The organism is Paenibacillus sp. FSL F4-0097, assembly GCF_038593125.1.
Classification (GTDB): domain Bacteria; phylum Bacillota; class Bacilli; order Paenibacillales; family Paenibacillaceae; genus Paenibacillus_AQ; species Paenibacillus_AQ odorifer.
In genome coordinates, this window is record NZ_CP151965.1 from 4,039,746 (window position 1) to 4,066,122 (window position 26,377).

Consider the following 26,377-nt stretch of genomic DNA (forward strand, 5'->3'; position numbering starts at 1 on the left):
TCAGACCATTCCAGAAGAAGAGGCCCACTCGGCAAAATCTTCACCACGAATCTTGGAACGCCTGCTCTTTTTCCGATAATTCAATACGGCTCCCAGCAAATGTGCTCCCTGCTGCTCTAGCAAGTGCTTGGCAGAACTCGTGTGCTTTAAGAGCACTTTTCCGGATTTCACAACTAGCAATACCCCCTCAGTCATCGTTGCCAAAATAAGGGCATCCGAAAATGGCATTAATACAGAGGATGAGTCGATAACAATCGTATCAAAACGCACGCTCAGCTCTGCAAACAATCGCTTCATTCCTTCAGAGCCTAGTAATTCAGCGGGATTTGGTGAAATCGGACCAGAGGTCAATACAGACAAACCTTCTGCTTCCTCAATAGAAATAATGCAATCCTCTAAGCGGGTATGATCCACTAAGATACTGCTAAGCCCGATCCAATTAGGCAGATCAAATGCCTTATGCACCGTTGGCGTACGTAGATCCCCATCAATGAGTAGAACTGTCTTACCAGCTTCCGCCATGGCAATCGCCAGGTTTATGGCTACCGTTGATTTTCCTTCATCCGGAAGCGAGCTTGTGACTAATAAAGAGCGGATCTCTCCACCAACGCGGGTATAACGAATATTGGAGCGTATGCTTCGGAATTGATCTCCGCTAGATGACTTCGGTTGTTCCAGGCAATATAATTTTGGCGTTTTCTTCTTCATAACTGATGGCTCCTTCTGCTGATTTGGTTTTCGCTTTATTCCGCCGTTTGCGTGGCTTTAATTTGCCCACGGTTCCCAGAAGCGGAAGCTGCAAATCAAGCTGAATATCTTTGGCACTTCTCACGGGTTTCTCCATCAATTCCCGGAGGATAGAGATTGCAATCCCGGTAATCAGCGCCAATCCGAAGGCAACAGCCATATTGAAGACGGGCTTAGGTGAGACAGGATCAGAAGGAACCTTGGCACGGTCGAGAAATACAACATTCTCCACTCCCATAATCGATTGAATATTCGCATTAAAGGCCTCTCCGAAGCCATTCGCGATATCTGTTGCCCGTTGAGCTTTTGAATCAGTCACAATTACCGTTGTTACGAGTGACTCGCTATTGGTTCTTGTCTTAACATTTTTGAGTAACTCTTCTGCTGTCATTTTTAGCTGCAGCTTTCTGACGACCTCTTCCGCTATCCTGCTGCTTCGAATGATCTCCCCGTAAGTAGTGACCAGCTTTTGTCCGGCCATAATGTCATTAATTGCTTTCTGCTGCCTGTCCCCTTGAATAAGTATAGAAGCTGTCGCTTCGTATTTCGGCTGTAAAACGTAATAGCTAACACTACCAGCGAGCCCGACTGCAGCGATACATAATACAATTATGAACAGCAGCCTACGTTTTACTAGTTTCAAAATGCTGCCCAGTTCGAATTCCATCGATCATTTCTCCTAACTAGTTAATGTATTGTCGCCTCTTTAACAAGATTATTGTTGTATATTCATATTCTCTTTCTCTCAACATATGTCCAAGTCCGTACTTAAAATTTAAATGTCAAAATATTAAAGAGCTCATTTAGCTCACCTGTTAAAATCCAACAAAAAAAGGTATTCTCCAGCCAAATCTACTGGTAGAATACCTTACATATAATCTATCTAGTTCAGGAATGTACAAGTGTAGTCAACACCATCAGGAGATATCTTTACGGTTCAGAACATGATTAACATTGCTTAACATGCCGGACAGGATACCCGCAATTGGGAATACTGCCCAATTGATGTCCCAGCGACCATAGACAAAACCCGTGAACAGAAAAATCGCCGTCGCCAAAGGCCATAACACAGCCCCAACAACTCCAACAAATCGGTTCTCTTCCTGCTTCTCTGCAATGATATTCGGCTCCTCCAGCAACTTCGTATAAGTACCCTGGATATTCCCGTAATAGATGAACAGAAACACCGCTACAGCCGCAATAAACAGAAAAGCAGCGACTCCATAGGGAGCATAGTCATCGTTGACATAGCTAGTGGTGAAGATAAAAGCCGGCGACAGCACACACAGGCAGACTCCTGTAATCAGAGAAAGACGGTAAGTCGGAGCATAAAGACTTTGGCTCCGTTGAAGCGCCATCTTTAGAGCGTAAGGCAGCTGAAAACCTTGCTCCAGACTCTTAAAGCGATCAAGCTTCATTCCGCTGTGTATAAACATCCCGACCGCGATAGCGACCAGCACGAACATTCCGACCAGCCCCAGCATAGAACCTTTATCACTCATAACAGCCTTATTTTCAAATATTGTATCCAGGGTGATCAAAAACGCCACTCCGCATGCGCAGAGAAAAACGCCGATACCCGTCCATAATCCAGCGCTTCGTCTGGCCGCCGCATAAGCGTAAACCTCTTCTTCCGTCAGCACCGGAATAGCCTGTTCCGGCGCAACTGGATCGATGCCAAGCTCCGCTGTCAGCTCTTCAATATTGCCGAATTCCGATATGACGATACCAATCGCCTCATTCTCCGACTTGCCAGCAAGCTTCAGCTCTAGGTACTTCTCCTCCATCCCGGATAGCAGCTCTTGCTTCAGATGTTCCAGTTCCTGAGTCTTTGGCAGACCCGCAAACATATTATCCAGATATACTATGATCGTCTCCATGCTCTATCACCACTCCTTGATAAATTGGTTTACAACTTGCTGCGTAACCTTCCATTCCTCACATTTTTCTCGGTAATAGGCGAGACCCAACGAGGTAATCCGGTAATACGTACGCCGCTTGCCAAGACTCTCATCCAGATAAAAGGATTCTATATATCCGTTTTTCTCCAGTCGGGTGAAGGCAGAATATAACGTTGTCTCCTTCATGACATATTTCTCCTGCGTTAACTGCCTGATATTTTTGGAAATCTCGTACCCGTAAGATTCCCCGTCCAGCAGCATGTAGAGGATCATCGTATCATTGTAGCCGCGTATAACATCACTGCTGATCAAGAATATCCCCCCATGATTACTTCATCTGTCGTAGTAGTTGCAGTATAGCATAATTACTACGACAGATGAAGTAGTTAATGGAAAAATAGGCCAAAATAATTTGAGGACCGAACCTTCTTTGATTAAATCCAATTGCTTTCTGCGCATGACGTAGCTTCCAATACGGAGTTACGTGTACGAAGGTTCATGCCAGTAGTATTTGCGGGGACGATGGTGTTTACTAGTAGGTTGTTTGCGAGGACGGGGGTGTTTACTAGTAGGCTATTTGCGTAGACTTAGATAATTACTAGTAGGCTATTTGCGAGGGCGAGGGTGTTTACCTCCCCTTACTTTGGCGGACGAGGTACTATCGGACTCAGTTGACCTTATTCGTAGAACTTCCCCACTTTTCTGATCCTATCGGACCTCAATGCACCTATTGGCGCACAAATCACCATATTTAGAACCCTTTCTAGGGAATAGCTGCACTGGAGTCCGAAACTGCGCTGGAACTGCGAAAAATATGCTAATAACGTCATTGGGGTCCGTTAGCCAGCCTTGCTTGCCTAAATTTTTGTTGAAGCAACCAACGCTGGTTTTTTGTCCTTTTTATTGAACCTTAATACAATAAGGTTGACTGCAAGAACATAAGTGTTTACCTCGCCTTACTTTGACGAACGAGGTACAATCGGACTCAGTTGACCTTATTCGCAGAAATCCCCCACTTTTCTGATCCTATGGGACCTCAATGCACCTATTGGCGCACAAAACATCATATTTAGAACCCCTTCTAGGGAATAGCTGCACTGGAGTCCGAAACTACGCTGGAACTGCGAAAAACATACTAATAGCGTCATTGGGGTCCGTACCACAGTGGACGATTATGAGTCAGCGATGTGATTTAGATGTCGATTGGTAATTTTGTTGATGTTGTTGTTGTAGATGTTGGTGATGTTGGTGATGTTGGTGATGGTGATGGTGACGTTGATGGTGATGTTGATGTTGATGGTGATGGTGACGTTGATGTTGACGTTGACGTTGATGGTGATGGTGATGGTGACGTTGATGTTGACGTTGACGTTGATGTTGTTGTTGGTGTTGGTGATGTTGGTGATGTTACTGATGTTGATGTAAATTCAAGCGAACGGAGTCAAAGTCAGCAAGTCAAAACACAAAACAGCGGTTCTCCCATATTGGGGAGAACCGCTGTTTTGTTGTTTTTTTATAATTAAAATAGTTAATCATTGCTAAGGAATACACCAGCTTGAATACGTTGACCCATTAATGTCGCGTACGGAGCATGCGTCCAACAAAATAAAGCATTTGTTTACGTGTGAAAAAACGTGACATTTGAGCTGAAATATAGTTTGTAAATCCTGGGACAGCAAACACTTTTTTAGCTTGAAGCGAACGAATAGCCACTTGAACCACATTTTCTGGAGTATCTCGTTTCCCGACCGAAGCTTCATCGGCTCCTACAACATTAAAAAATTCTGTTTCCGTAGACCCCGGACATAACGCAAGAAATTGTACGCCCCGTTTCCGATTTTCCTCCCATAGCGCTTGTGTAAATGATAATACAAAAGCTTTTGTCGCTCCATATACAGCCATATTAGGAAGAGGTTGAAATGCTGCTGTTGATGCAACGTTTATAATCACTCCGCTTTTTCTTTTTAACATCTCTGGCAAAAACAAATGGGTCAGATCTACAACCGCCAATACATTTAGCATCACTTCTTCATGTTGTCTCGAACCAGATAGTTGTTCAAAAAGCCCATGCGTAGCAAAACCTGCATTATTAATAAGAATATCAACGTTCAAGCCACGTTCTACACATTGTTGATAGAGCCTCTCAGGGGAACCTTCTTGAGATAAATCAGCAACTAGAACCTCCGCTTGAATTTGAAATTCTCGTTGTAATTTTTCCGCTAAAGCAATCAATTTATCTTCAGAACGGGCGACTAAAATTAAGTGACTTCCTTTGGCTGCAAGTTCTCGAGCAAACGCTTCACCTATACCCGAAGAAGCTCCGGTAATCAACGTCCATTTATTTTGAATTGTAATCATTGTTATCATCTCTCCCTTTAATGACTATTCAGAAACAGTGTTTCAATATGAATCATTGTATCCAAGTGAGGTTTCGTTGTCAAATAAAGTTCTACACATTTAATTATTGGCTATTTCTCTTCTACATCAGTAAAATAAGGTTTAGAAATAACGGCTATCTAAAAAAAGCTAAAGTAAAGTTCTAAGGAAGTGAAACTACATGCAAAAATCGTCCGAAATATCTTCTATAGATGCTCAATCTGTTACAACCTACCCAAAAGCAAAACAACAGCATGCGGAAACATTAAGACTGAACATTATCGAAGCCGCTGCGGCCATCATGCATGAATCCGGACCCGAAGGTGTAACTATTCGCAAGGTTGCTGAAAAAATGGAATGTCCAACAAAGATCATTTATAACTTGTTTGGAAACAAGGAAGGTTTAGCGAAGGAGCTTTTTTTGCAAGGGTGTAAATTATTAGCTGCTGCCTTTCAAGCGGTTCCAAAACAAGATAATCTAAATTTATATCTTCGCGAGCTTGGACAAGCTTATTGGGATTTCTCACGGAATCATACCAGCTATTATATGGTTATGTTCGGAGGGGCCTTTAGTGAATTCAAACCGGAGGAGGAAAGCTTACATGCTATCTTTACGGCACTACAACAAGTGATAGCCCTTATTACAGAAGCGATCGAACAAGGGTTTATTAATGAGAAAGACCCTCTCCTTGTTGTTAACCTGGTATGGGCGTCATTGCATGGCGTCATTCATCTGCATTTGGGTGGACATATTCAAAATGAGGAAACTGCTAAAATATTGTATGATAGATCGGTCTCCAATTTAATTCATACCTTCTTTAAAAAAGATAAGTAATTCTAAAAAGCCTCTTTGCAAGTCCCTCCTCAACAAATTTAAGCCGTAATCTTGGGATATCCTTTGATCACGGCTTTTTCAACATAATAAAAAACACAAAAAAACGGCATTTCTGCCGTTTCTTCATCTCTAATTATGTCCGGCGCATATATGCACGCACAGTAATAGGTGCAAAAATCGCAACAATCACAGCGGCTCCGATAAGTGAGATAGCGAAATCCCAGCCTACGGTTCCAGAGTTAGCAAGCTGACGGACAGCTGACACAAGATGCGAGATTGGATTTACTTTGACAAACCATTGCAGCCAGTTAGGCATCGTATCTACAGGCACAAAGGCGTTGGATAGAAAAGTGAGTGGGAACAGCACAATCATTGATATCCCTTGTACGCTGGAAGCGGTTCGGGCAATCACACCAAAGAAAGCGAAAATCCAGCTAATCGACCAGGAGCAGACGATAACCAAAAGCGCAGCAATTGCGACATGCTCCAGACCGCCATCAGGTCGGTAACCCATAATATAGCCCATGACAAAAGTAAGCACAGTTGCGATCGTATATCGAATTGTATCTGCCAACAAAGCTCCGGCTAATGGGGCTATTCGGGCAATCGGCAATGACTTAAAGCGGTCAAACACCCCTTTATCCATGTCTTCCCGCAGTTGGACCCCAGTGACGATGGAGGTCGTGATTACAGTCTGCACTAGAATACCAGGAATAATAACGGGCAAATAGCTCACTACATCTCCTGATATGGCTCCACCAAAAATATAAGTAAACATTAGTGTGAAAATAATTGGCTGCAGCGTTACGTCGAACAATTGCTCGGGTGTGCGACGGATTTTCAATATCCCGCGATAAGCCATCGTTAACGAGTTACGAACAGATTGTTTGAAGCTCGTATGGTTTTTCAATTGTCGGGTCGCACCTGGACTAATAGTAGAAGTTCTCATACTCATGCTCTTGCTGCCTCCTTATTAATTGATTCTTGTGACGCTTGGGACGCCTCATCCGTAACTCCATGGCCAGTGATCGTCAAAAACACTTCATCAAGCGTCGGTTTCTGCACACTCATCTCCGCAAGTGGAATCCCCGCTTCGCGGAGTGCAATAAGCAAATCAGTGACTAAATCAGCGTTCGCCATCGGTGCAGTAATTTTCCCAGCCTCATTCGGCACAATAGACTGGATATGCAGCACATGTTCCACAATCCGGCGCGCTTGAGCGATATCTTTAAGATTTTGGACTTTTAAGTGCAGCGAGGTGGTGCCCACTGAAGCTTTTAGCTCATCCACGGTGCCTTCTGCAACGACATGGCCATGATCAATAACTGCAATGCGATCTGCCAGCTGATCGGCTTCTTCAAGATACTGTGTAGTTAACAGCACTGTTGATCCTGTGTTCACCAACCGACGAATGGTATCCCACATTTGCGAACGTGTCCGTGGGTCCAGGCCTGTTGTTGGTTCATCCAAAAAGATAAGCGGAGGCTGGGCAATCAGGCTCGCTGCAAGATCCAGACGTCGGCGCATACCGCCAGAGAAATTTCGAAGTGGCCGTTTCGCCGCCTCCGTCAGACCAAACTCTTCTAACAACTCCGCTGCCTTTTGCCGCGCCTCTACCCGCCCTAACCCTAAAAGACGTGAAAAGATAATCAGATTCTCTGTAGCACTAAGTGACTCATCCACAGAAGCATATTGTCCCGTAACCCCTATCAATTGCCGAACAATCTGCGACTCCTTTACCACATCATGCCCGAAGATTCGCGCCGACCCCGCATCCGGACGAAGTAACGTAGCCAGCATCCGAATTACCGTCGTCTTTCCAGCCCCATTGGGACCAAGAACACCGTAAATTGTGCCTGCCTTAACGTTTAGATTTACTTCATCAACTGCGCGATTGTCACCAAACGTTTTGACGAGCCCACGCGCTTCGACGGCCCAATCTCCAGGGTTGGGCTCAATTATTTTTTTGCGTTCATTTACCATTACAATTCCTCCAACGTTTTAGTTTGTATTGTGATGGTAACTCCCTTTTATAAACTGAATTTAAACAACACAAAAAACCGGGGAGCGCGATCTCACGCCTCCCGGTTTATTACTTCTCCTCTGAGTCAGCCTCAACATATTCTTTAAGCGCAAACAATTTATTAGCCCAATAACCTTCAAAAAAGGCAAGCCAATCTTGCAGCTCCAGCAAAGGTTCTGGCTGAAGCTTATACCGGGCCTCCCGTCCGACTTTCTGACTGCTAACAAGCTGCGCATCGGACAATACCTGTAAATGCTTATTAACAGCGGTTCGGCTGATCGGGTAGCAATCCGTAATAGATGCTATAGACATTTCCTTATTAGCGAGCAGCTTTAGCAGACTGCGGCGGGTAGGATCTGCTATCGCCTGAAATACATCATGTCCTGCTTCAGCAACCGGCATATTAAGCCTCGATATAAGCAGGAAGTTTTTCTTGGACGATTTTTTCCCAGCCGCTGTTCATAAAGCCGCGTACGATTGGATGTGGTTGTCCAAATTCAGTAACTTTTTCAGGGTCCCATCCAGAATGAATCAAGGTAAATTCAGTTTTCCCTTCGATTTCTTTCAGTTCAAAAGCAAGATGCCAATCCTTCCCCCAATTAAAACCAACACGATTCGGAGGATCAACTTCGGTTACTTTACAAGGAGAATCTCCGAATTGTCCAGCATGCAGGATGAATTCATGCCCAACAACAGGCTCGAATGTACTAGGCATCCACCAGGCTGCCATTCCTTCTGCCGTGGCAACAGCTTTCCAAACCTTTTCTATTGGCACATCTAGTAAAATCGTTTGACGAATTTCTTGTAAGGGTTCTTGAGTTTGCATAATAAATAGCCTCCAGCATTCAATTAATATAACACCTTTTGGGTTCACTTTTGATTATAACACCTATAGGTGTTATGTCAATTTACAGAATCCCCTAATTCTCCGTTCGTTATTCAACGTCTCAATCCCTCAATAGTATCCTTTACAGCTATAAAAAAGCCCCTCCCTCGGTCATCCCGAAGAAAGGGCCTTCCTATTTCATCAGCTCTATGATCAGTTTCTTGGCTTGACAGTTACTGTGATTTTCTCACTAGATGTCTCGCCTGATGCATTGACTAATACTGCGTAATATTCATATACACCTGGTGCTTTATCTTTAAGTTTCGTAACTGTCATCTGAGCCGCAGGGGTAGCCGTGTTTAGTGTCTGGGTGTCGATCACTTCTCCATTCTCATACAAACGGTACTCAGTACCATTGGTTCCCCACCACATATTCATCATAACGTCATAAGTTCCATCCCCGCTCCAGTTGTCGTGGGATACTATAGGCTTACCCGGTGTTGCATCGGTAACAGTAAGGATAAGCGGATCGCAGGTTGTCGAGCCGAAGCTGTTGACCAGCTCGCACGTGTACGTGTAGGTTCCATTTGATTTGCCCACAATATCCGTACTCATGGCTTGCGCATTCGGTGAGCTGTCCGTCAGCATCTGGTTACTGATCAGCACATCGTTTTCATAGAGCTTAAATTCGGTACCATTGTTCCCCCACCAAAGATTCATGGTGACGGTATATCTGCCATCTCGAAGCCCGGTGTCGTGCCCATTATTGTCAGACAACACTGGCTTTCCAGGGGCTCCACCAGCAAGCGGAGTTGTATTCTGGAGCCATTGTGACCAACGGACTAGAACCTCTGCCTGCTCAGAAGTGAACACCTGATTGCTCTGGAGGTTCACTTCACTATTAAAAGCTTCCAGCAAGCTGTGAACTTCTGCGCCAGCATACTGCTCAGCTTTTTCTTTTGCGTTATCCAGCTGCTGCAAAAGTGAGTTGGTTACGTTTTCTAAATCTGGAGCACCCGTCTCAGCTGCAAAAGTTTCGGTTAATGCCGACAAGCTGTCAAATGTCGCATATACACTAAACGAATGCTCTGCCAACCCGACATTGCCCGCCGCATCCTCGGCTTTCGCAGTTACACTATGAGTTCCCGGTTCCAGCGTATACGCCTTTACATCTGCGAGCGTTGAATCACATGGCGAATAAGTGATGCCTGATACAGTATCAGCTGCACTACAGGTGATGTTTAATGTCTGCTCTATGGTATAGGAAATCTCTCCGTTAATTACCACCTGTGGTGCGGTCCGATCAATCTTCACCACAGCAGTCTTCTGCGGCTGTTCCACATTACCCTCTCTATCAACGCTCCAATAAACTAACTTATGTGTTCCTTCATTGGACAAAATAACTGAATTCCCGGTTTGCTGTTCGCCATCGTTTACTGTGAAATAGGTTACCGCAACACCAGAGCCCGCATCTGTAGCTGTGAAGGTTACCAACGTATCCTTGTTAGTCCAACCTTGTGGCGCATCATCCATTGTCACCGGAGCTGTATGATCTGCCCCTTTTACTACACCATAAAAGCGTAATTCTGCCATGTTTCCAAACCAATTACTACTATTATAGATCCGGATATAACGATAGGCTTCTGCATTACTAATACTTAAGGTCTGCCAATCCATCGTTTTTCCTGCAGGAGAGGAGATTGTCGTCCAGCTTGTATTATCATTCGAACCCTGAACCACAGTCCCATTGATTCGTGTAAAATAATTATCTTGCCTGGAAAGCACCTCTGCCTTGGACAGCTGAACCCTATTCCCTTCTTTAAAATCAAACGTTATAAATCCTCCATATCCACTGCCATTTACCCGAAAATCCGTAATTGAGCCTGCATTTCCATCGAATAATGATCCCGCAACATTCCTGAGATCAGTGGATGTTCTCCCACTGGAATCACTTAAATTAGTAATCGCAAGCACATTACTAATCAACTCGGTCTCATCGGGAATGTACAGAGATGAACCATCTGTAGTTGATGTTTTTTCCGGCCCCTCGATTCCCTCCTTTGTCTTGTATTTAATACTAAAGTTCACAGGTCCAGGTTGTACGTTATTGCCCATCACCGCTTCAGCCGTCCAATTGATCTTATCGACAGTAGCAATGGTTGCGACTTGACCCTGAATATTGACATTCACTTGGTTTATTGCATCGCTTGCTTTAAAAGACAATTTCACCGTGTTCCCAGACACAATTCGTTTCTGGATACTTTGGTCGGAGCTAATGGACACCGCATCAAGCTTTGAATTGATTTTAACATCACCATACAAACGTAGTTCAGCCATGTTTCCATACCAGTTGTTTCCATTGGTGATGCGGATATAACGATAGGGTTCTGTGCTGTTAATCGTCAACGTCTGCCATTCCGGCGTATTCCAGGCTGCATTAGAGATCGTAGTCCACGTCACATTGTCGTTGGAGCCTTGCACCACTGTTCCATTAATTCTGCCCGCATAATTATCTTGCCTTCCGATTACTTCTACCCTAGACAGCAATGCCTGGCCACCTTCTTTAAAGTCAAAGGTTAGATAGGCACCATAACCACTGCCATTTAAACGAAAATCCGTGATAGAACCTAAATGATTATCAAATAAAACTTTTGCTGTTGCCAAAAGATCAGCCGGATTCCTTCCACTGGAATCGATTAGATTTGCTATCTCAAGCACATTAGCGACAAGCCCTGTCTGATCTGCAATGAATAAAGTAGAACCATCTGTTGTAAAAATAGTCTCTACAGCATCCTCTCCAGCTGCCGTTTTATAATTGATCTTAAATTTCACAGTACCTGATGGAACATTTTCATTCACCACAAGCTTAGCTGTCCAGTTGATATTGTCCACAGAACTGACTGCAACAGGTTGACCCTGTATATTGGCCGTGACATTATGGATCATTTCTGTAGACTTAATGGATAATTGAATCGTATCCCCTGGAATAATCCGATTTTTTAAGCTTTGATCTGAGTGAATGGACACGGACTCTAATTGATTTACTGTCTCATACCGCTGGCCAAAGATTCTAAATTCAGCAATTTCCAGCATAGTACTCGAAGGCTTTATCATTTCCATTTTCAAAAATCGGAATTTTTCATGCTCCAGGCCTGCTTGAACCTCTAGTCTCTGCATCTCTTCAGTAACTGTTGTCAAACCGGGAGTTAAGCGGGTCCAATTTTCTTTGTCATTCGATCCGAACATTGCAACGCCGCCAATTCTCTCCGGAAAACTAGCTCTTACCTGAAGCTCAAAGCTTTCTGCTGATATTTGAAAATCCGGTCCTAAATCCATGTAATGCGCCCGATCCTGCGCTGTATAATACCCCACAAAACTATCATTTGTGTTGTCCAGCAGGTTCGGGACTGCATTACCAAAGGTTGAGCTGACAAACATATTCGTAAAATTAACACTTCCATCTTTCATTAAAGGCGTCAATTCTTTAAGACTTTGCACTGCAAGATTCAGGTCAAATAACTTCTGATAGAAGACCTCGTCAGTGACATTAGTAATTACATCCATTACCTCAGCATGCACTTGCTTATAGTGAGCTAACGTTGCCGAAATGTAAGGCACATCAGCATGATAAGGAGAAATGACAGCGTTGACGGCAGATTGCCGATCATTCGCTACTACAACAGTAACATCCTTGGTTGTAACCGAAGTTCCGTCTGAGGCAATCACTACAAAGGAATACGTTCCCGCATGTGCTCCAGACCAAGAGAACACACCTGAAGTTTCATTGAACAGTGCGCCCTCAGGTAATTGATCCGCTTGATAGGCAACAACATCCGTTGCACCTGCGTCTGTCGCAGAGAAATCAAATTGAATTGCCGCTGTAGAACCCTCATAGGTAAATAAAGATACCGGTGCCTTCCCTGATGTAAATACTGGAGGGGTAAGCTGTGCCCCAGCTTTTAAATTAATATGGTCAATATCGACTGTTGTCCCATTTCCTTTCACATTAAAATAGACAAGATCGCTGAAGCCTTGGAACTCATTGAACGCATACTGAATATACCTCCATTGCCCCTTTGTATCAGGCAGCGTAACGGTATCGCCAAACACCTCCATGGTTGCTATGCCAGTAGTCCGAATCTTAAAAGCAATGGTTCGTTCGCCGCTGCTTGCACCCACATAAGCAATTTTACTGCCCTCATCTGTTGCGGTAATCTCAACGTAAGTAGTGTCTCCTTCTTGTTTTGTGGTGGAGTGACTATCAAGCTTCGTATACCGGTCTTCTAGTTCTCTCAAATCTGGATTCGTTATCCCCTTCGGCAGATTGAGCGTACCCTCGCCCTCTGCTTCTTTAGGGATGTACAGCCAATAATCCCCGCCTCCATCCGGAGACTCCCAATAGAAAGGCAATCTCTTAGTAAACATCTCGCTAAAGTAAGGAGCTTCAACCTCCATATTTATTCCAGCTGAATATTTATAATAATAATAAAGGTCATAGACATTACCGCCAATTCTCCCCCTGTAACCGCCAGCCAAGTGTTTATAGATAATCGTTGGATTTCCATTTACATCTGTATGTGCCGCCACTGGAAACCATGGTGTATCATAGCCAATCATATACTGCGCAAAGTAGTCGGCAGCTTTTAAAATCCGTTGATCTAGAAACTCATACGGACCCACCGCATTTGGCGTATTAGAAACAGTCCCCTCTACCGGATCTACCTTTGTTTCCTGAGCCAATAATAAACGTGATAAAATCTCTACATTCGTTATATCCCCAGCGCCATGCGCCTGATCTCTGCCCATTTCAACATGCTGAACTACGGGAGGATTAACTTTTTTCCCTGTTACAATATTTGTATCAACCCATCTGAATAATGCTTTTATCGCGCCATTTTGCCCCTGATCGACAGCAGTTTTATTGACGGTAAACCATTCAACTCCCTCATTGTACCTATCTTTATTTCCTGTAAAAATATAACCTGACATAGCTCCAAGCAGCGGATAAAGATGCTGGTTCATAAAACGATCATTGGTGTGTTGGAATGTTTCAATAACCGGATTAATAAGATTATTCGTAAAATCAGCGACATCTTGTTCCGTCCATTTCAGCTCTTCAGTTTGAGTACTTGTGTACCTTAAGATTTCCGCCGCAGTAACCATTCGATTAAGCGGAATTCCTGTATGAATATGTGCATCATTAAAATACACGTATTTCTCAGGGTCCATCTGTGACCAAATCCGGATAATATGCATGGCATTAGCTCTGTAAACCTCATCACCTGATATTACATACAATAGAGCTTGTGTATAAGCCTTCAACCCATCCGCTATAAATCTTGAATTAAAGCCTTGGCTATTAAAAGCATCGCTCGCTGGTTTCAACGGATTCGCACCACTCTGATTGTTGGAAGTGACCGTTCTTGAAGCTGCCGGAGAGAGAAGCATCTGATTATAATAAGTGATCCAGGGTTCTTTTTGCGCCCGTACCTGTGTCCTAATATTCTCAAGAATATCCTTGGTCAGGCCAACACCCGGATGTTTGAATCCGCTTTCATCTATAACCTCATTAATGGCAGGTTGGTAATCCGTAATTATCGACAGCTCTGTCGATTCTACTGCGGCTCCTTCTGCTGATAAAGGCACTAGCGTTACCAACAAACTTAAGGAAACTGTGATCCTAAAAATACGTTTAAGCGATTTTCCAAAGAGTAGCCCTCTAAGTGAATTCATTGTTCTCCTCCATTCATTTACATCCTCTGATTTAATGCAAATAAATACCGCTGGCAAATTCATTCACTACAAAATGTTTGTTATTCAGGTCGACAATAACCTCTCCATTAATCTGGAGATTATAAAAATAAATGTCCTTCACACCTCTTTCCTCGTCATAGCCGAATATACGGGAAGGATGGGTATTCTTCCCATTGTAGTGGATATCGCTAAATTCAATATTTTCGATACAGCGTCCTGGCACCGGATTATAGGTTTTATTCCACACCACGCGGACATCAAACAGCTGACCTAGTTCGAAATCCTCCACCCGGATATTTTTGAAAGTAACCTTACGAATGGTATTGTTGTCCCCTGCACAAATTGCCATAACGCCCCAATAATTTTCCTGCGGCTCGTGATGTTCAAGCACATCGATATTTTCGAACCAAATATTTTCTATAAAATCGCCATTATGTTGGTGATCACCATGAATACCGACATGTATGGCATGAGCGACGTCCGCCCAGAGTATGGAATCTTTAACCGTGATATGGCGTGAGTCTCCGTAATACTCTCCACGACTGCCGTAAATGGCAATGCAATCATCAGAAGTTCTCAAGAACACATCTTTAATATCCACATTTGAGCTAGCCATCATATCAATTCCATCACACCAGCCGCGTGTACTGAAAGCTTTGAAGTTATGAATGCGAATATGCTTAGACGCTCCGATATATATACTGTAATGCGGAGGATCAAGCGTGATGATCCCTTCGATCTCAATCTGTTCAGAATGCTGGATTTGAACGCCTCTTAAATAAGTCGTTTTCTCCATATCCGCCAAATACAGAACACCTCTGCCGCGAACAACAACATTCTCAGCATGGTCAATCATTATGGATCCACAAAGGATCGCGCCTCCGGCAATATAAACGGTGGTCCCAGAAGGGATATGCAGCATTGGATTCTCGAATTGATGAAGCCCGGGCATAAAATATATCGTCTGACGCTCCCCGTTAGCCCTTTCTGACAAACGCTGAACTTGTTCTGCGATAGCCGCAAATTGATGTATTCCTGGTTGGACAAGCACTACATTATCATCGTCATGTCTAGGAGGGGCTGTCTCCAAGGGGTTGGCAAAAAGATGCAAGTTACTAAAACGTTCTCCATTGATTTCAATGGAAAGCTTACACGGGTGCTCCAATGTGAACAAAAGGGTATTCTCTTCGATTTGAAAGGAGATTTGGGATGCCAAAGGGCGAATAACCGCTTGTTCAATCTGTTGTTTTTTACAATGAACAGAGACCTCCACCGTGCCATCCATATCAAAATAAACCATCGATGTCGACCGAACCTGATGCATATCCACCTTTGCTTCAAAAACAAACAGAGATTGCCATACCCCACCAGGCTCTCTTACGCTTACTGTAAAATCGTCTTTCCCCAGGGCTTCATTCGGCTGCTCATAAATAATTAATTCGCTCATTTCTACCTCCGTTATCTTAGAATCAACTCTCTTAAGGGTTTAATAAATAGGCTGGAGCAAGCTTTTGCTCCAGCCTATCATCCAGTACTAATCAGCGGACAACCGCTCTATTTACGATCCGCCAACACTTTATTTACTTCATCCGTTACTTCCTGACCTCCGGCTTTTAGCCAGCTATCCTTGAAATTATCAAAATCTTTACCCGTGTTCGCTTCTCCTGTAATCGCCTTGATAACAAACGTATCTTGTAACGTCTTCAGATTGCCCCAATACTTGGGTTTGCTTGTCAATACCGCTGGGCCTAGTACATCAAGCAATGGTGTAACACCTGGAGTGATCTTGTCTCTCAAATCTAGCAATTCTTGTTTTACCGTATGTTTTTCCATTGAAGTGTCTGTGGAGCTAAGTGGATTATAGAAATTGCCCGCTCCCATCTTCGGAGCACTAACCTCTTCATCCGCTTTTGGAATGGCAAGGTCCCCTTCCATATCATAGCTCACCCCCAATTGACCGAAACCTGTCAGCAGAAAACCTTCGGAATCCGTAGACACATATTCAAGAATTTCCATAATTTTATGGCGTTTTTTCTCATCCTTTTCGAGTTGAACACCGAACAATACTGGCGCCTGTCTTGCACCATACGCGAATGAATAAGCAACGCCATCTGGAGCTGTAAACGGCTTGCCAGGCACGAATATTTGACCTTTCTCTAGACCAGGTTTTGCGACAAACCCAGATTCTTTATAAAAATTGCCCCACTTCCCGTTATCCACCATACCCACTTTTTGATCAGCAAATTTAATATTGATTTCGTTATTATCACTAGTTATGAATTCAGGATCAATCAGACCCGCTTTGTACCATTTGCTCAATAACGCCAATGCTGATCGTGTCTCTTCTGTAACGCCTCCATAAACTACGTTCCCGGAAGCATCCTTCTTGAATTGATAAGGGGAAACAGCATAGGCTGAGAACACACTTGTGAACAATTGTTCTGGAAGCTTGCCGCGGCCGATTAAGCCGTAAGTATCTTTCTTCCCATTTTTGTCCGGATCTTCATTAACAAATTTGGTGAGTACATCTTCAAGCTCTTCCAATGTCTTGGGTGGTTCTGAGTAGCCAATATTTTTCAGCCAGGCTTCATTATAGCCCGGAATAAATCCATCAAGACCACCTGGCCAAATTTTCGGGATCCCCCAGTTTTTTTCGTTGTATAAGCCTACGCCCCATGCCCCGGAATCAACGGAATCCAATGCTGCTGCATATTTCGGCATCAGGGATTCAATTTCAGCCTTATCAATTGTCGCAATGATCCCTTGATCTGCCCATTGCACCATATCCGTTTCGTTTGCATCGACCGGGAAGATATCAGGAATATCTCCAGAAGCTAGAAGCACCGAAAATTGTTCTTTCCAAGTTCCACGTTCCAATTTAATATTTTTGATTTTTACATTAAATTTCTTCTCTAGCTCGGTTTGCACATAGTTACCGTCTTCTTCTGGCGTATTAAAGTTGTTCGCCCAAATAATTTCAATCGGAGCTTCAGCTGCTGATGTCCCCCCTTGACCTTGATTCGTCGGCTTAGCTTCGTTAGTGCTATTATTCGCCGCATTCCCGCCACAACCACTCATGACAAGTGAAGCCGATAGGGCTATCGCAGCAATTTCCAACCATTTCTTGGATGTATGCCTCATATTCTTTTATTTCCTCCCTTTTCTTGTTCATCTATATATTTAGACAGCTCGCGGATATAGCGGACTGTTTAAACCATTCTGAGTCTTCTAACCCTTAAGTGATCCAACCATAATTCCTTTGACGAAGAAACGTTGCAGGAATGGATAGATCATTAATATAGGCAGCGCTGTAAACATAATAATAGCTGCTTTGACCATTTCAGGAGCCTGCTCATTAGTAGGAAGTGGTAACATCGGATCTCCTTCGGCTGAAATAACAAGCCGTCTTAAGAAGAGCTGCAGTACAATCTTTGATTGATCCTGCATATATAACATTGCATCAAACCAAGCGTTCCAGTGCCCTACTGCAGTCCATAGGGCTAATGTTACTAGAACAGGCTTCGACAGCGGAATAACAATCGTAAATAAGATCCGCATATCATTAGCCCCATCTATTTTAGCTGAATCCTCCAGTTCCTCCGGTATACCCATAAAGAAATTTCGCAGGAGCAGAAGATTAAACGTGCTGAGCAGGCCGGGGACAATATAAACCCATAACGAATTTATAAGTCCCAGACTTTTGATTAGCAGATAGGTAGGGATAAGCCCGCCGCCAAAAAACATCGTTACAACAATGAACATTGTATAAAATCCCCGGTGCGGCAAATATTTGCGAGACAGCGGATATGCTCCCAGTGACAGAAACACCAGTGTCAGAGCCGTTCCTACAACTGTGCGAAAAACCGTATTTCCCATCGTTTGCCAGACCGTATCAGTTGTCAGTACACGCTTCCAAGCAAAGAAGGAAACTTCTTTAGGATAGAAATGAATTCCCGGCCGAAGGGCTTCCGCAGGTGTGCTAAATGATATAGAGAGCACATGCAAGAAGGGATAAATCATCGTAATACAAAGAATGATTACAAATAGGATTAGAAAGACTTGGAATACTTTTTCACCAGTGGATAGCTTCAATTGTAGTTACTCCTTCCTTACATTCATTCATTAATAAAGACCTTCCTGCCCCATTTTTTTCGTTATGAAGTTTGCAAATAACACCAGGATAAGACCCACCACATTTTTAAATAATCCAACAGCCGTCGTTAGACTGAACTGAAAGTTTTGCAGACCTATCCGGTACACATAAGTATCTAACGTATCCGCCACCCCATATACAGCTGGTGAATAAAGTGTTAAGACTTGATCGAAGCCAGCATCCAGCACACTCCCTACCCGAAGAATAAGCAGAATAGCAATCACCGGCAGGATCGAAGGAATGGTGATAAATAACGTTTGTTTCCAGCGATTGGCTCCGTCCAGAACTGCAGCTTCGTACATTTGGGAATCAATGCTTGCTAATGCAGCTAAGTATATAATCGTTCCCCAGCCGATTTCCTTCCATATTCCTGACATAACGAGCGTAAAGCGGAAATATTTCTCGCTGCCTAAAAAGTAAATGGGATCAAAGCCGAGCCACTGAATAATATAATTGACCACACCCGAATTCGGAGATAACAGAGTGATCAATATCCCCCCAATAACGATCCAGGATAAAAAATGGGGTAAATAGGAAATCGTCTGTGCAACCTTCTTGAAGAAGGAAAACCTAAGTTCGTTAAATAACAGCGCCAATATAATCGGTGCAGGAAAACCAAAGATGATATGGTAAAAACTGATAATAAGCGTGTTCTTAATAATTTTCCAAAAGTCGGGTGAAGCTGTGAACAAATATTCGAAATGCTTAAAGCCGACCCAAGGACTTCCCCAAATTCCATCACGAATAAAATAATCTTTAAAAGCCAGTTGAATGCCATACATCGGGCCATAAGCAAATACGGTATACCAGATGATCACGGGAGCTAGTAATAAGAATAAATATTTGTTTTTTTTGTATTGGCGCCAAGTATGTGTCCACCTCGAGACTTTCGGCTTAAGATTCTCTCCCTGTTTTTGAATGCCAGCAGTGCTTGCCGGGTTCATAGTTGTTTTCTCCTTCCGAATACGATTTTGCGTTAAGACTGTGTCTGAACACCCCTTACGTTAGGGTATTGTAAGCGCTTTTTCTATTGTAAATTCATTAAAATCAGTAAATTATCTTCGTATTGGGGCTATAATTTTTCAAACAAAAGAAAAGACAATCGCGAGACGATTGCCTTTTCCACATGGATTAGAGAATTATGCACTTGAATGGCTCGAATGGTTTGCATTGCCTGCATTCCTATACTGGACCGGTGTAACTCCGTAACGTGTTTTGAATTTGTTGTGAAAATATTGCGGGTTACGATAACCCACCTGAGCAGAAATCTCAGCCACGGACAGCTGCTTTTTTTCTCTTAATAAATCAGCCGCCTTCTCCAACCGCACTCGGGTTACATATTCAGTGAATGATTCATTCATAACGGTTCCGAACAAGGTAGAAATATACGATGGCGCCAACGAAGCAACCTCAGATAATTTATTTAGCGATAAATCCTCTTGAATATTATCATCGATAAAGATTTTTAATTTATGAATGATCTCCGTATGTGCGTGATTACCTGACTCTTGAATATAAGCTGTAATTTGTGCTGATAAATCACGAATGGAATCAAGTGTTTCGGCCAACGTTTCCTTTTTGAACTCATCGAACAGACTGGAAGGCGAAACGATTTGTTGCAGATCAAGCTCAATAATGGTCTGATACAGAACCGTAACCAACTGAAGCAAGCCTAACTCAACCGTCTCCAATTGGACATCACCTTTCTCCAGGACCCTCTGGAAATCGTCCATAAACCTATTCATCGTAACGTCATTGCCTGCCTTTAATGCATTTTTATAAAGATCAAAAGAGAATAAGTGTGGCGTAACATCGTTGAGCGGGATATGTGAATACCGCACAATAGCTTCCGAACCATAGATAAACCGATAACGATAGGCATGTAAGGCATTTTGATACGAAAAGGGGATTTCTTCAGGTGCCTGAACCTTCGATCCAAGCGCTGCTCCAAAGTGTAGTTGCTCGGGCAATCCATTTTTTATAAGCTCCAGCTCCTTCAATAATAAAAGCTCCAGCTCTTCGGGATCCTTATTCAACTCACTGAAATAGATAAGCGCCGCTTCCTGGGTATTCAAGCTGACGAATTTATAAAAGCTATAGGCAGCATGCTGTTCATAAAAAGCCCTGAATTCCTCGCAATCTCCCTTGGTTATACGAATATAGCTAGTCATGTAATAACATTGCAAAGGTAAATAATCGTAGTAATCCGAGCCAGCACCTGCACCTAATACCAGATTTTTTAGTTCATTCACTTTAGCTTTAGATTCTAAGGTTTCGATTTTTTGACCTAGCTTTGAGATTGTACTACCAATAATAGCAAACTCATTTTGCGAATAGTTTACGGTGCCTGGATGATAAAAGCTGCGAACATTGTTTACAAGCTTCTTCATAGGAACATATACACGTTTGGAGATCAAATAAGCGAATAGAAGCCCAATTAACAATACCAGGATACAGCTGACAAATATTTGACTCTTCAGCTGCTTTGATGAGGATACAAATGAATTCATAGGCCGTATTAATACGTATTTCCATTGATTATTCGAGGTTTGGTCATTTTTAAAAGACAGCACATATTTGTCGCGTTTATTATAATGAATTTCCTTATTATTCCCCGCTGACTCCATCCATTGCTTAGCAGTCTTAAGCCCCTCTTCGACGTTCGAGCCCGTATGGATAATAGGGCTGCCCTTTTCATCAAAAGCATATAGCTTTTCCATCGGCGAGCTCATCGTGCTGGAGATCATTTTATTGATGTATTCTAAGCTAACGTCAATATACATGGTTCCGGTTGATGTTTTTGATAAAGCACCGTAGGGAAGGGCGATTGCGTAAGTCAACACCTCTTCTTCATCCGATAACGTTCTATAAGTCCAGCGGTTTAAGGCTGGTGTAACTGATGTTTTTAAGAAGGAAGCATCTGGAGAATTGTCCAGCTTCGAATAAAACTGGCTGTTATCGATGATATAATTACCTTTCTCGAAGTATGTGGATATTTTGTAAACGCCTTCATTAGTAAGCTTGAAAATTTCGAGATCCTTGCGAAAAGCTAATATTCTGCTCGTATTACCTTCCCATTCACTGTCCAGTAAATAATTCAGCATAGATTGATTCTCTAACGACAAGGTAGACACTGCTCGGTTGCGGATACTGTTTTCGTATTTTTGCAGCAGTGTATTTTCCACAAAATCACTTGAAGTCATCAGTCGTTGCTTGCTGTCTCTGGCAATCTCATCCACCATTAAGCGATTAGCCTGAACATACAGATAACTGCCCACAAGTCCGATTAAAACAACGGCTAATAATGTGAATGAAAAAATCAGATGGGTAAACAATGTGCCTCCATTTCTTAGTCTGCCGCCGATCTTCATCACAAGCCCCCCTTTAGTTCATAACCCTATCTCTGTAACTTTCTAAATTGAAAGCATTTATAATTAAAGATACTAAAATGCACCAACTTTAGCCATTATAAAATCTTCTGTTTAAAGATAACGCATCTTTATAAAACCGAAAAAAACAGGCTTCCCCGAAATTAATCGCTGGAAACCTGTTTATTAACCTATACGAGATAAAAGTAACTTCAATGCCCCCGCTCCCTTTTTAAATATTCCTTCACCCATGCAATCCATTCTAACCTGTGCGTATACACAAGGATTACAAAGCTCCCAAGCCATACCCATAGGATAGGAGCAGACCACTTACTGATGCACAAATAGACAAAAAGGAGCAGCATTCCGCTAACCACTTGCACACCATCCGAGACAGGTGAATTTCCTCTGCTTTTGTACCCGCTGCCGAGCACTTTCAACACTGCCAGGATGACCGCTAACGCTAAAGAGGCTTTGAATCCTGTCAATGCACTCCATACCCCAAAGGTTACGGCAATCGCCTTCCCTCCTTTTCCTTTAAGAAATGGAGAGAAGGCATGACCGGCAATAGGAGCTAAGGCAAGCGGAATAATGAAATAACCCTGACTATAATGGCTTCCCATTACCCATAAAAGAGGCAGATATCCTTTTAAAAAATCCAACAACACCCCAAAAATTCCGAATTTATACCCAGATGACTTCCAGAGATTCAAAGCCCCCGGATTACCGTCGCCTATGACCTTTAAATTCTTTTTACGCGCCAGCCCAAGCCAATAGGAAAACATAAGAGATCCCGACAAAAATAAACCCGCAACCCACAATATGATCATTAGTCCCTATGGCCTCCCACCTGGATATGCCTTCCTTTCCAGCTTACATGCCTCAGAAAAACGACCTGATATATCGAATAAAGCATAATCAAGATAAAGAAAAGAGTAGCAACCACGTGAAATACTGGAATGACGATGCCAAAAACCCCTACATATTTAATAAAATAAAAGAGCTGGAACATATAAAGGAGATAACCAAAAAGTAACGGCAATCCCCAAGAAGTATTCGCAAAAATAAACACAGTTTCTGAGATGATGAGCCCGACCACCCAAAGTGCAATTGGAATAATCGTCCGCGGGCTTAACGTTGAGGTGCTTAAGACAGCCCCTTTACTGAAGCCTTCAATTTCACTTTTTATCCCCTTCGGATACATACGAAAAGATACTAAGCCATAACCGATAAAATTTCTAATGGGAACACCTGCCGCGATAAACTTCTCTCCTAAAGACAAATCATCCAGCACTTCAGATCTAATGCTTTGATGGCCATTAACCTTTTCATAATCCTGCCTTAAAGCTAGAATACACGAACCGTATAATCCTTTTTTGGCGTTATTCTTTTCAAAAACGGAGGTGAATGTGAAGATCCCCAGCATATTCATAATTAAGGCAAGTTTCTCAAACAGCTTTTCTGTATGATGAAAAGGAACTACCGAAATGACACCTTTCGATAGCTCCCTTGCTTTTAATAATGAGGCCAGAGCGTTAGGCTTTAACCGGATATCTGCATCCAGAAAAGCAAAAATATCGCCCGAGGCTTGCAAATATCCATTCCATACTGCCCAGCTCTTGCCCGTCCATCCCTCAGGGAGACTGCTATTTGCAATAACCTTAACTCCACAGCTTTCGGCAATTTCCTTGGTCCGATCCTCCGAGAAGTCATCCACAACAATAATTTCATAGGGGGTAATGGTTTGGAGCTGGAGTGAGTCGAGCAGAAGACGCAAATTATATTCTTCATTCCTTGCGGGGATGATGATGGACAATTTCTCCGGTCCTTGAAAATATTCTTGATCAGCGGCCAATATATTCTTTCTAAACAATATAAAACCGGAGAGACATCCAACACCTATAATAATTAACAACCACATGTACAGCTCCCCCCTCCTATAGCTATATATATGAAGGGTTAGTCCGTAATATATTCAATTCAAATTTAACCGACATTTACTTTTGCTGAGTAATGATTAAGCTTTTCTGTACACAAGAGCATAACGATGGCAAAAAAAACGATCATCGCAGGAAAAATACCCAGCGTGAATTTCGAAGCTAATAAGCCGATAAAAGGCGGCATCAGCGTGGTGCCGGTATAAGCTGTTGCCATCTGAAAGCCCATAATTGACTGAGCATGTCTCTTCCCGAATCGTTCAGGGGTTTCATGTAGCATACACGGAAAAATGGGGGCTAACCCTAAACCTATAATCATAAATCCTACAAGTGAAACTATAGTTGGAAGCGGCAATACTAACAGCACCGTACCGATTAAAGCAATGAGTTGACCATATCGAATAAGCTGTTTATTACTCATTTTAAAAGTAATGAAACCCGTCACCATTCTACCAAAAGTAATCCCTAGATAAAAAAACGATACCCATGTCGCTGCAGTTGATGCAGGAATATCTTTAATGTTTACAAGAAAGCTGCTCCCCCATAACCCCATACTCGTTTCTATGGCAGAATAAAATAAAAAGGTTAACATCGCTAGCTTCACCCCTCTTAATTTCCAAGGTTTTGTGTTCTCTCCGGCATGCTCTAGCTCCGGATGATTGAACTCGGGATCACTTTCAGCATTCGGGTGGTTATTACTCCCAGCCACTCTATCCCATAAAGGCAGTGTAACGAATAGAATAATGACTAAGCTCAATTGTATGTAAGCAACCGTAAGATAACCTTGCCGCCATAGACCTTCACCAGAGATAAAAGAGCCCATAATAATAGGACCCAGCGTGGCGCCCACTCCCCAGAAACAATGTAACCAACTCATATGATGGGCTTTATAGTGCGTAGCAACATAACTATTTAATCCGGCATCTACAGATCCCGCACCTAAACCGAGTGGAATCGCAGCAACAATTAACCACACTAACGAAGGTGACCATGCAAAACCAAGCAACGCTACAGCAGTCATGATGCAGCTAACAAGAGTCACTTTCCCCGTACCAAAACGTTTAAGGATAATGCCACTCATCAAACTGGACACTATTGTGCCTACTGCAATGACCATCGAAAGAATTCCAGCCGTACCTAATGAAGCATTTAAGTCCATTCTCATCACTGGCCAAGCGGATCCAAGCAATGAATCTGGCAAGCCTAAACTAATAAAGGCTAAATAAATAATAATAAGAAAAAAAGTTGCCATAGTTATCTCCTTAATTGTTCTCATCTATTTGTTGTGAAACTAATAATCCTAATCCAAGACTTTGTAATCCATTCAGATAATCACGCTTCAAGTTACTCACCGCTAACGCAGGAAGATGCTCCTTCGGAACGTATGTGGCACTTCGCTCAGCGATTTGATTAAGCATAGCTGGAGCTAATTCATCCTCACAAAAAATAATATAATGCGGATTCAAAATAGAAGTCATAGTAGCCACTAATCGACTAATCGCATCCACGCTTTGATTCGATTGCATATTTGATCCACCAGGATCTCCAGTTAATGCCTCTATGAAATTTCTATTGTCATACTGGGGCAAGAATTGAACTTCCCCTGAAAAAAACGTCTTTCCTCGCACAATTTCACCATTGACCGCGATCCCAGCTCCCGGACCATTTTTCCCTAAATACAGATACATTAGAGAAGTATTCTCTTTCAAATTTCGTTGCGTCATATAGCCGATTACAGCCGCATTCATATCATTTTCCACGATTGTCGGAATGGATAGTTGATCTTCTATGTGTTTTCTCAAATCTAAATTCTGATATTTCTCATAACCCGGAATCAGAAAAATCTGCCCATGATTCACCGCACCTGGAACTCCAATAGCCACAGAATGGATTTTAGGATTGGCCTTTTTTTCATCTTCAATAAGCGTGACCAGTTTACTAACATCTTCCTCAAGAATACTGGGCAAACTCCCTTCTTTGATTACCTCACCAATGCAATTATAGATGGTATAATTCGTTTCATTTTTTTCCAAAAAAATAGCCATACCTAACCGATAATTCGGATTGTAGGCATATCTTATTGCCCTTCTTCCACCACTTGACTCATCCAGACCGCTGATCGTTATTTCCCCTGCCTCTTCCATCTGCATTAGAAATTTACTTATCGTCGGGAAACTATATTGTAATTTATGGCTTAACTCTGCCTTCGTTGCTTTTCCTAGTTCTAATAATGCTGTTCGAATATTTCGGATAATTTCAGATTTCATTTGCAGTGAAGGAAGTCGTTTCTCACTCGCCATGGCTCTCCCACCTATAGTCATACTGACTTATTAAACGCATTTAATAAGTCAGTATGACTATAGCAGCAATTAGATCTATCGACAAGTTAATTCTTGAATGAAGACCCTTCAGTAGGGGGTAGATTGAATCAAGGAGGGAGCGTCGACACAGCAAAAA

21 protein-coding genes are annotated in these 26,377 nt (G+C 42.7%); 2 read left to right on the forward strand and 19 right to left on the reverse strand.

What is annotated here, in order from left to right; all coding sequences use genetic code 11:
* The 4 genes from MHH86_RS18050 to MHH86_RS18065 form a co-directional block, all read right to left on the reverse strand.
* Entirely contained in the window at window positions 1-708 is a 708-nt protein-coding gene (locus MHH86_RS18050) for a CpsD/CapB family tyrosine-protein kinase (RefSeq protein ID WP_036688243.1), read from the reverse strand.
* Complete coding sequence (locus MHH86_RS18055) at window positions 656-1,414, reverse strand: Wzz/FepE/Etk N-terminal domain-containing protein (protein WP_076098952.1); 759 nt, start codon at window positions 1,412-1,414, stop codon at window positions 656-658. The genes MHH86_RS18050 and MHH86_RS18055 overlap by 53 nt, the downstream gene beginning before the upstream one ends.
* A gap of 250 nt (window positions 1,415-1,664) precedes the next feature.
* Complete coding sequence (locus tag MHH86_RS18060; protein WP_076225189.1) at window positions 1,665-2,627, reverse strand: permease prefix domain 1-containing protein; 963 nt, start codon at window positions 2,625-2,627, stop codon at window positions 1,665-1,667.
* 6 nt (window positions 2,628-2,633) lie between these two features.
* Window positions 2,634-2,960: a PadR family transcriptional regulator gene (locus MHH86_RS18065; protein WP_036688249.1), complete on the reverse strand. Its 327-nt coding sequence runs from the start codon at window positions 2,958-2,960 to the stop codon at window positions 2,634-2,636.
* 884 nt (window positions 2,961-3,844) lie between these two features.
* Between MHH86_RS18065 and MHH86_RS18070 the strand changes: the two genes are divergently transcribed.
* Window positions 3,845-4,171: a hypothetical protein gene (locus MHH86_RS18070; protein ID WP_076225188.1), complete on the forward strand. Its 327-nt coding sequence runs from the start codon at window positions 3,845-3,847 to the stop codon at window positions 4,169-4,171.
* 49 nt (window positions 4,172-4,220) lie between these two features.
* Here the strand turns inward: MHH86_RS18070 and MHH86_RS18075 are convergent, their stop codons facing one another.
* The gene (locus tag MHH86_RS18075; protein ID WP_076146457.1) at window positions 4,221-5,006 is read right to left on the reverse strand and encodes an SDR family oxidoreductase; all 786 of its coding nucleotides are present in this window, start codon (window positions 5,004-5,006) and stop codon (window positions 4,221-4,223) included.
* A 199-nt stretch (window positions 5,007-5,205) separates the two neighbouring features.
* Here MHH86_RS18075 and MHH86_RS18080 point away from each other — a divergent pair, with 199 nt between their 5' ends.
* On the forward strand, window positions 5,206-5,859 hold the full coding sequence (locus tag MHH86_RS18080; protein WP_036688255.1) for a TetR/AcrR family transcriptional regulator: 654 nt from the start codon (window positions 5,206-5,208) through the stop codon (window positions 5,857-5,859).
* Window positions 5,860-5,992: 133 nt separating this feature from the next.
* Here the strand turns inward: MHH86_RS18080 and MHH86_RS18085 are convergent, their stop codons facing one another.
* The 14 genes from MHH86_RS18085 to MHH86_RS18150 form a co-directional block, all read right to left on the reverse strand.
* Window positions 5,993-6,808, reverse strand: a complete 816-nt coding sequence (locus tag MHH86_RS18085; RefSeq protein WP_036689061.1) for an ABC transporter permease — start codon at window positions 6,806-6,808, stop codon at window positions 5,993-5,995.
* A 2-nt stretch (window positions 6,809-6,810) separates the two neighbouring features.
* Entirely contained in the window at window positions 6,811-7,842 is a 1,032-nt protein-coding gene (locus MHH86_RS18090) for an ATP-binding cassette domain-containing protein (protein ID WP_076098950.1), read from the reverse strand.
* A 109-nt stretch (window positions 7,843-7,951) separates the two neighbouring features.
* On the reverse strand, window positions 7,952-8,284 hold the full coding sequence (locus MHH86_RS18095; RefSeq protein ID WP_076274967.1) for a metalloregulator ArsR/SmtB family transcription factor: 333 nt from the start codon (window positions 8,282-8,284) through the stop codon (window positions 7,952-7,954).
* Window position 8,285: 1 nt separating this feature from the next.
* Window positions 8,286-8,708 carry an SRPBCC domain-containing protein gene (locus MHH86_RS18100; RefSeq protein WP_076274966.1) on the reverse strand — a complete coding sequence of 141 codons (423 nt, stop codon included), beginning with the start codon at window positions 8,706-8,708 and terminating at the stop codon, window positions 8,286-8,288.
* 213 nt (window positions 8,709-8,921) lie between these two features.
* Window positions 8,922-14,441 carry a discoidin domain-containing protein gene (locus MHH86_RS18105; protein ID WP_342479378.1) on the reverse strand — a complete coding sequence of 1,840 codons (5,520 nt, stop codon included), beginning with the start codon at window positions 14,439-14,441 and terminating at the stop codon, window positions 8,922-8,924.
* Window positions 14,442-14,472: 31 nt separating this feature from the next.
* Complete coding sequence (locus tag MHH86_RS18110) at window positions 14,473-15,909, reverse strand: glycosyl hydrolase family 28 protein (protein ID WP_076274963.1); 1,437 nt, start codon at window positions 15,907-15,909, stop codon at window positions 14,473-14,475.
* 107 nt (window positions 15,910-16,016) lie between these two features.
* A complete protein-coding gene (locus MHH86_RS18115) occupies window positions 16,017-17,603 on the reverse strand; it encodes an extracellular solute-binding protein (protein ID WP_036688263.1) in 1,587 nt (528 codons plus the stop codon).
* Window positions 17,604-17,690: 87 nt separating this feature from the next.
* Window positions 17,691-18,554 (reverse strand): carbohydrate ABC transporter permease, encoded by an 864-nt coding sequence (locus MHH86_RS18120; protein WP_339825433.1) that lies wholly within the window; start codon window positions 18,552-18,554, stop codon window positions 17,691-17,693.
* Between the two features lie 30 nt (window positions 18,555-18,584).
* Window positions 18,585-19,559 (reverse strand): ABC transporter permease subunit, encoded by a 975-nt coding sequence (locus tag MHH86_RS18125; RefSeq protein ID WP_036688267.1) that lies wholly within the window; start codon window positions 19,557-19,559, stop codon window positions 18,585-18,587.
* Window positions 19,560-19,754: 195 nt separating this feature from the next.
* Window positions 19,755-21,986, reverse strand: a complete 2,232-nt coding sequence (locus tag MHH86_RS18130) for a helix-turn-helix domain-containing protein (protein ID WP_076141893.1) — start codon at window positions 21,984-21,986, stop codon at window positions 19,755-19,757.
* Between the two features lie 209 nt (window positions 21,987-22,195).
* Window positions 22,196-22,813, reverse strand: coding sequence for a glycerol-3-phosphate acyltransferase (locus MHH86_RS18135; protein WP_076141892.1), 618 nt, complete (start codon window positions 22,811-22,813; stop codon window positions 22,196-22,198).
* Window positions 22,813-23,904, reverse strand: coding sequence for a glycosyltransferase (locus MHH86_RS18140; protein WP_076141891.1), 1,092 nt, complete (start codon window positions 23,902-23,904; stop codon window positions 22,813-22,815). The genes MHH86_RS18135 and MHH86_RS18140 overlap by 1 nt, the downstream gene beginning before the upstream one ends.
* 65 nt (window positions 23,905-23,969) lie before the next feature.
* Window positions 23,970-25,172, reverse strand: a complete 1,203-nt coding sequence (locus MHH86_RS18145) for an MFS transporter (RefSeq protein WP_036688277.1) — start codon at window positions 25,170-25,172, stop codon at window positions 23,970-23,972.
* A gap of 10 nt (window positions 25,173-25,182) precedes the next feature.
* A complete protein-coding gene (locus tag MHH86_RS18150) occupies window positions 25,183-26,187 on the reverse strand; it encodes an ROK family protein (protein ID WP_256719495.1) in 1,005 nt (334 codons plus the stop codon).
* Window positions 26,188-26,377: the final 190 nt, after the last annotated feature.

Bases quoted from the DNA above. Each gene is read 5' to 3' on its own strand.
- MHH86_RS18050 (WP_036688243.1), bottom strand. From the start codon at position 708: ATGAAGAAGAAAACGCCAAAATTATATTGCCTGGAACAACCGAAGTCA.
- MHH86_RS18055 (WP_076098952.1), bottom strand. From the start codon at position 1,414: ATGGAATTCGAACTGGGCAGCATTTTGAAACTAGTAAAACGTAGGCTG.
- MHH86_RS18060 (WP_076225189.1), bottom strand. From the start codon at position 2,627: ATGGAGACGATCATAGTATATCTGGATAATATGTTTGCGGGTCTGCCA.
- MHH86_RS18070 (WP_076225188.1), top strand. From the start codon at position 3,845: ATGTCGATTGGTAATTTTGTTGATGTTGTTGTTGTAGATGTTGGTGAT.
- MHH86_RS18075 (WP_076146457.1), bottom strand. From the start codon at position 5,006: ATGATTACAATTCAAAATAAATGGACGTTGATTACCGGAGCTTCTTCG.
- MHH86_RS18080 (WP_036688255.1), top strand. From the start codon at position 5,206: ATGCAAAAATCGTCCGAAATATCTTCTATAGATGCTCAATCTGTTACA.
- MHH86_RS18085 (WP_036689061.1), bottom strand. From the start codon at position 6,808: ATGAGAACTTCTACTATTAGTCCAGGTGCGACCCGACAATTGAAAAAC.
- MHH86_RS18090 (WP_076098950.1), bottom strand. From the start codon at position 7,842: ATGGTAAATGAACGCAAAAAAATAATTGAGCCCAACCCTGGAGATTGG.
- MHH86_RS18095 (WP_076274967.1), bottom strand. From the start codon at position 8,284: ATGCCGGTTGCTGAAGCAGGACATGATGTATTTCAGGCGATAGCAGAT.
- MHH86_RS18100 (WP_076274966.1), bottom strand. From the start codon at position 8,708: ATGCAAACTCAAGAACCCTTACAAGAAATTCGTCAAACGATTTTACTA.
- MHH86_RS18105 (WP_342479378.1), bottom strand. From the start codon at position 14,441: ATGAATTCACTTAGAGGGCTACTCTTTGGAAAATCGCTTAAACGTATT.
- MHH86_RS18110 (WP_076274963.1), bottom strand. From the start codon at position 15,909: ATGAGCGAATTAATTATTTATGAGCAGCCGAATGAAGCCCTGGGGAAA.
- MHH86_RS18115 (WP_036688263.1), bottom strand. From the start codon at position 17,603: ATGAGGCATACATCCAAGAAATGGTTGGAAATTGCTGCGATAGCCCTA.
- MHH86_RS18125 (WP_036688267.1), bottom strand. From the start codon at position 19,559: ATGAACCCGGCAAGCACTGCTGGCATTCAAAAACAGGGAGAGAATCTT.
- MHH86_RS18130 (WP_076141893.1), bottom strand. From the start codon at position 21,986: ATGAAGATCGGCGGCAGACTAAGAAATGGAGGCACATTGTTTACCCAT.
- MHH86_RS18135 (WP_076141892.1), bottom strand. From the start codon at position 22,813: ATGATCATATTGTGGGTTGCGGGTTTATTTTTGTCGGGATCTCTTATG.
- MHH86_RS18140 (WP_076141891.1), bottom strand. From the start codon at position 23,904: ATGTGGTTGTTAATTATTATAGGTGTTGGATGTCTCTCCGGTTTTATA.
- MHH86_RS18145 (WP_036688277.1), bottom strand. From the start codon at position 25,172: ATGGCAACTTTTTTTCTTATTATTATTTATTTAGCCTTTATTAGTTTA.
- MHH86_RS18150 (WP_256719495.1), bottom strand. From the start codon at position 26,187: ATGAAATCTGAAATTATCCGAAATATTCGAACAGCATTATTAGAACTA.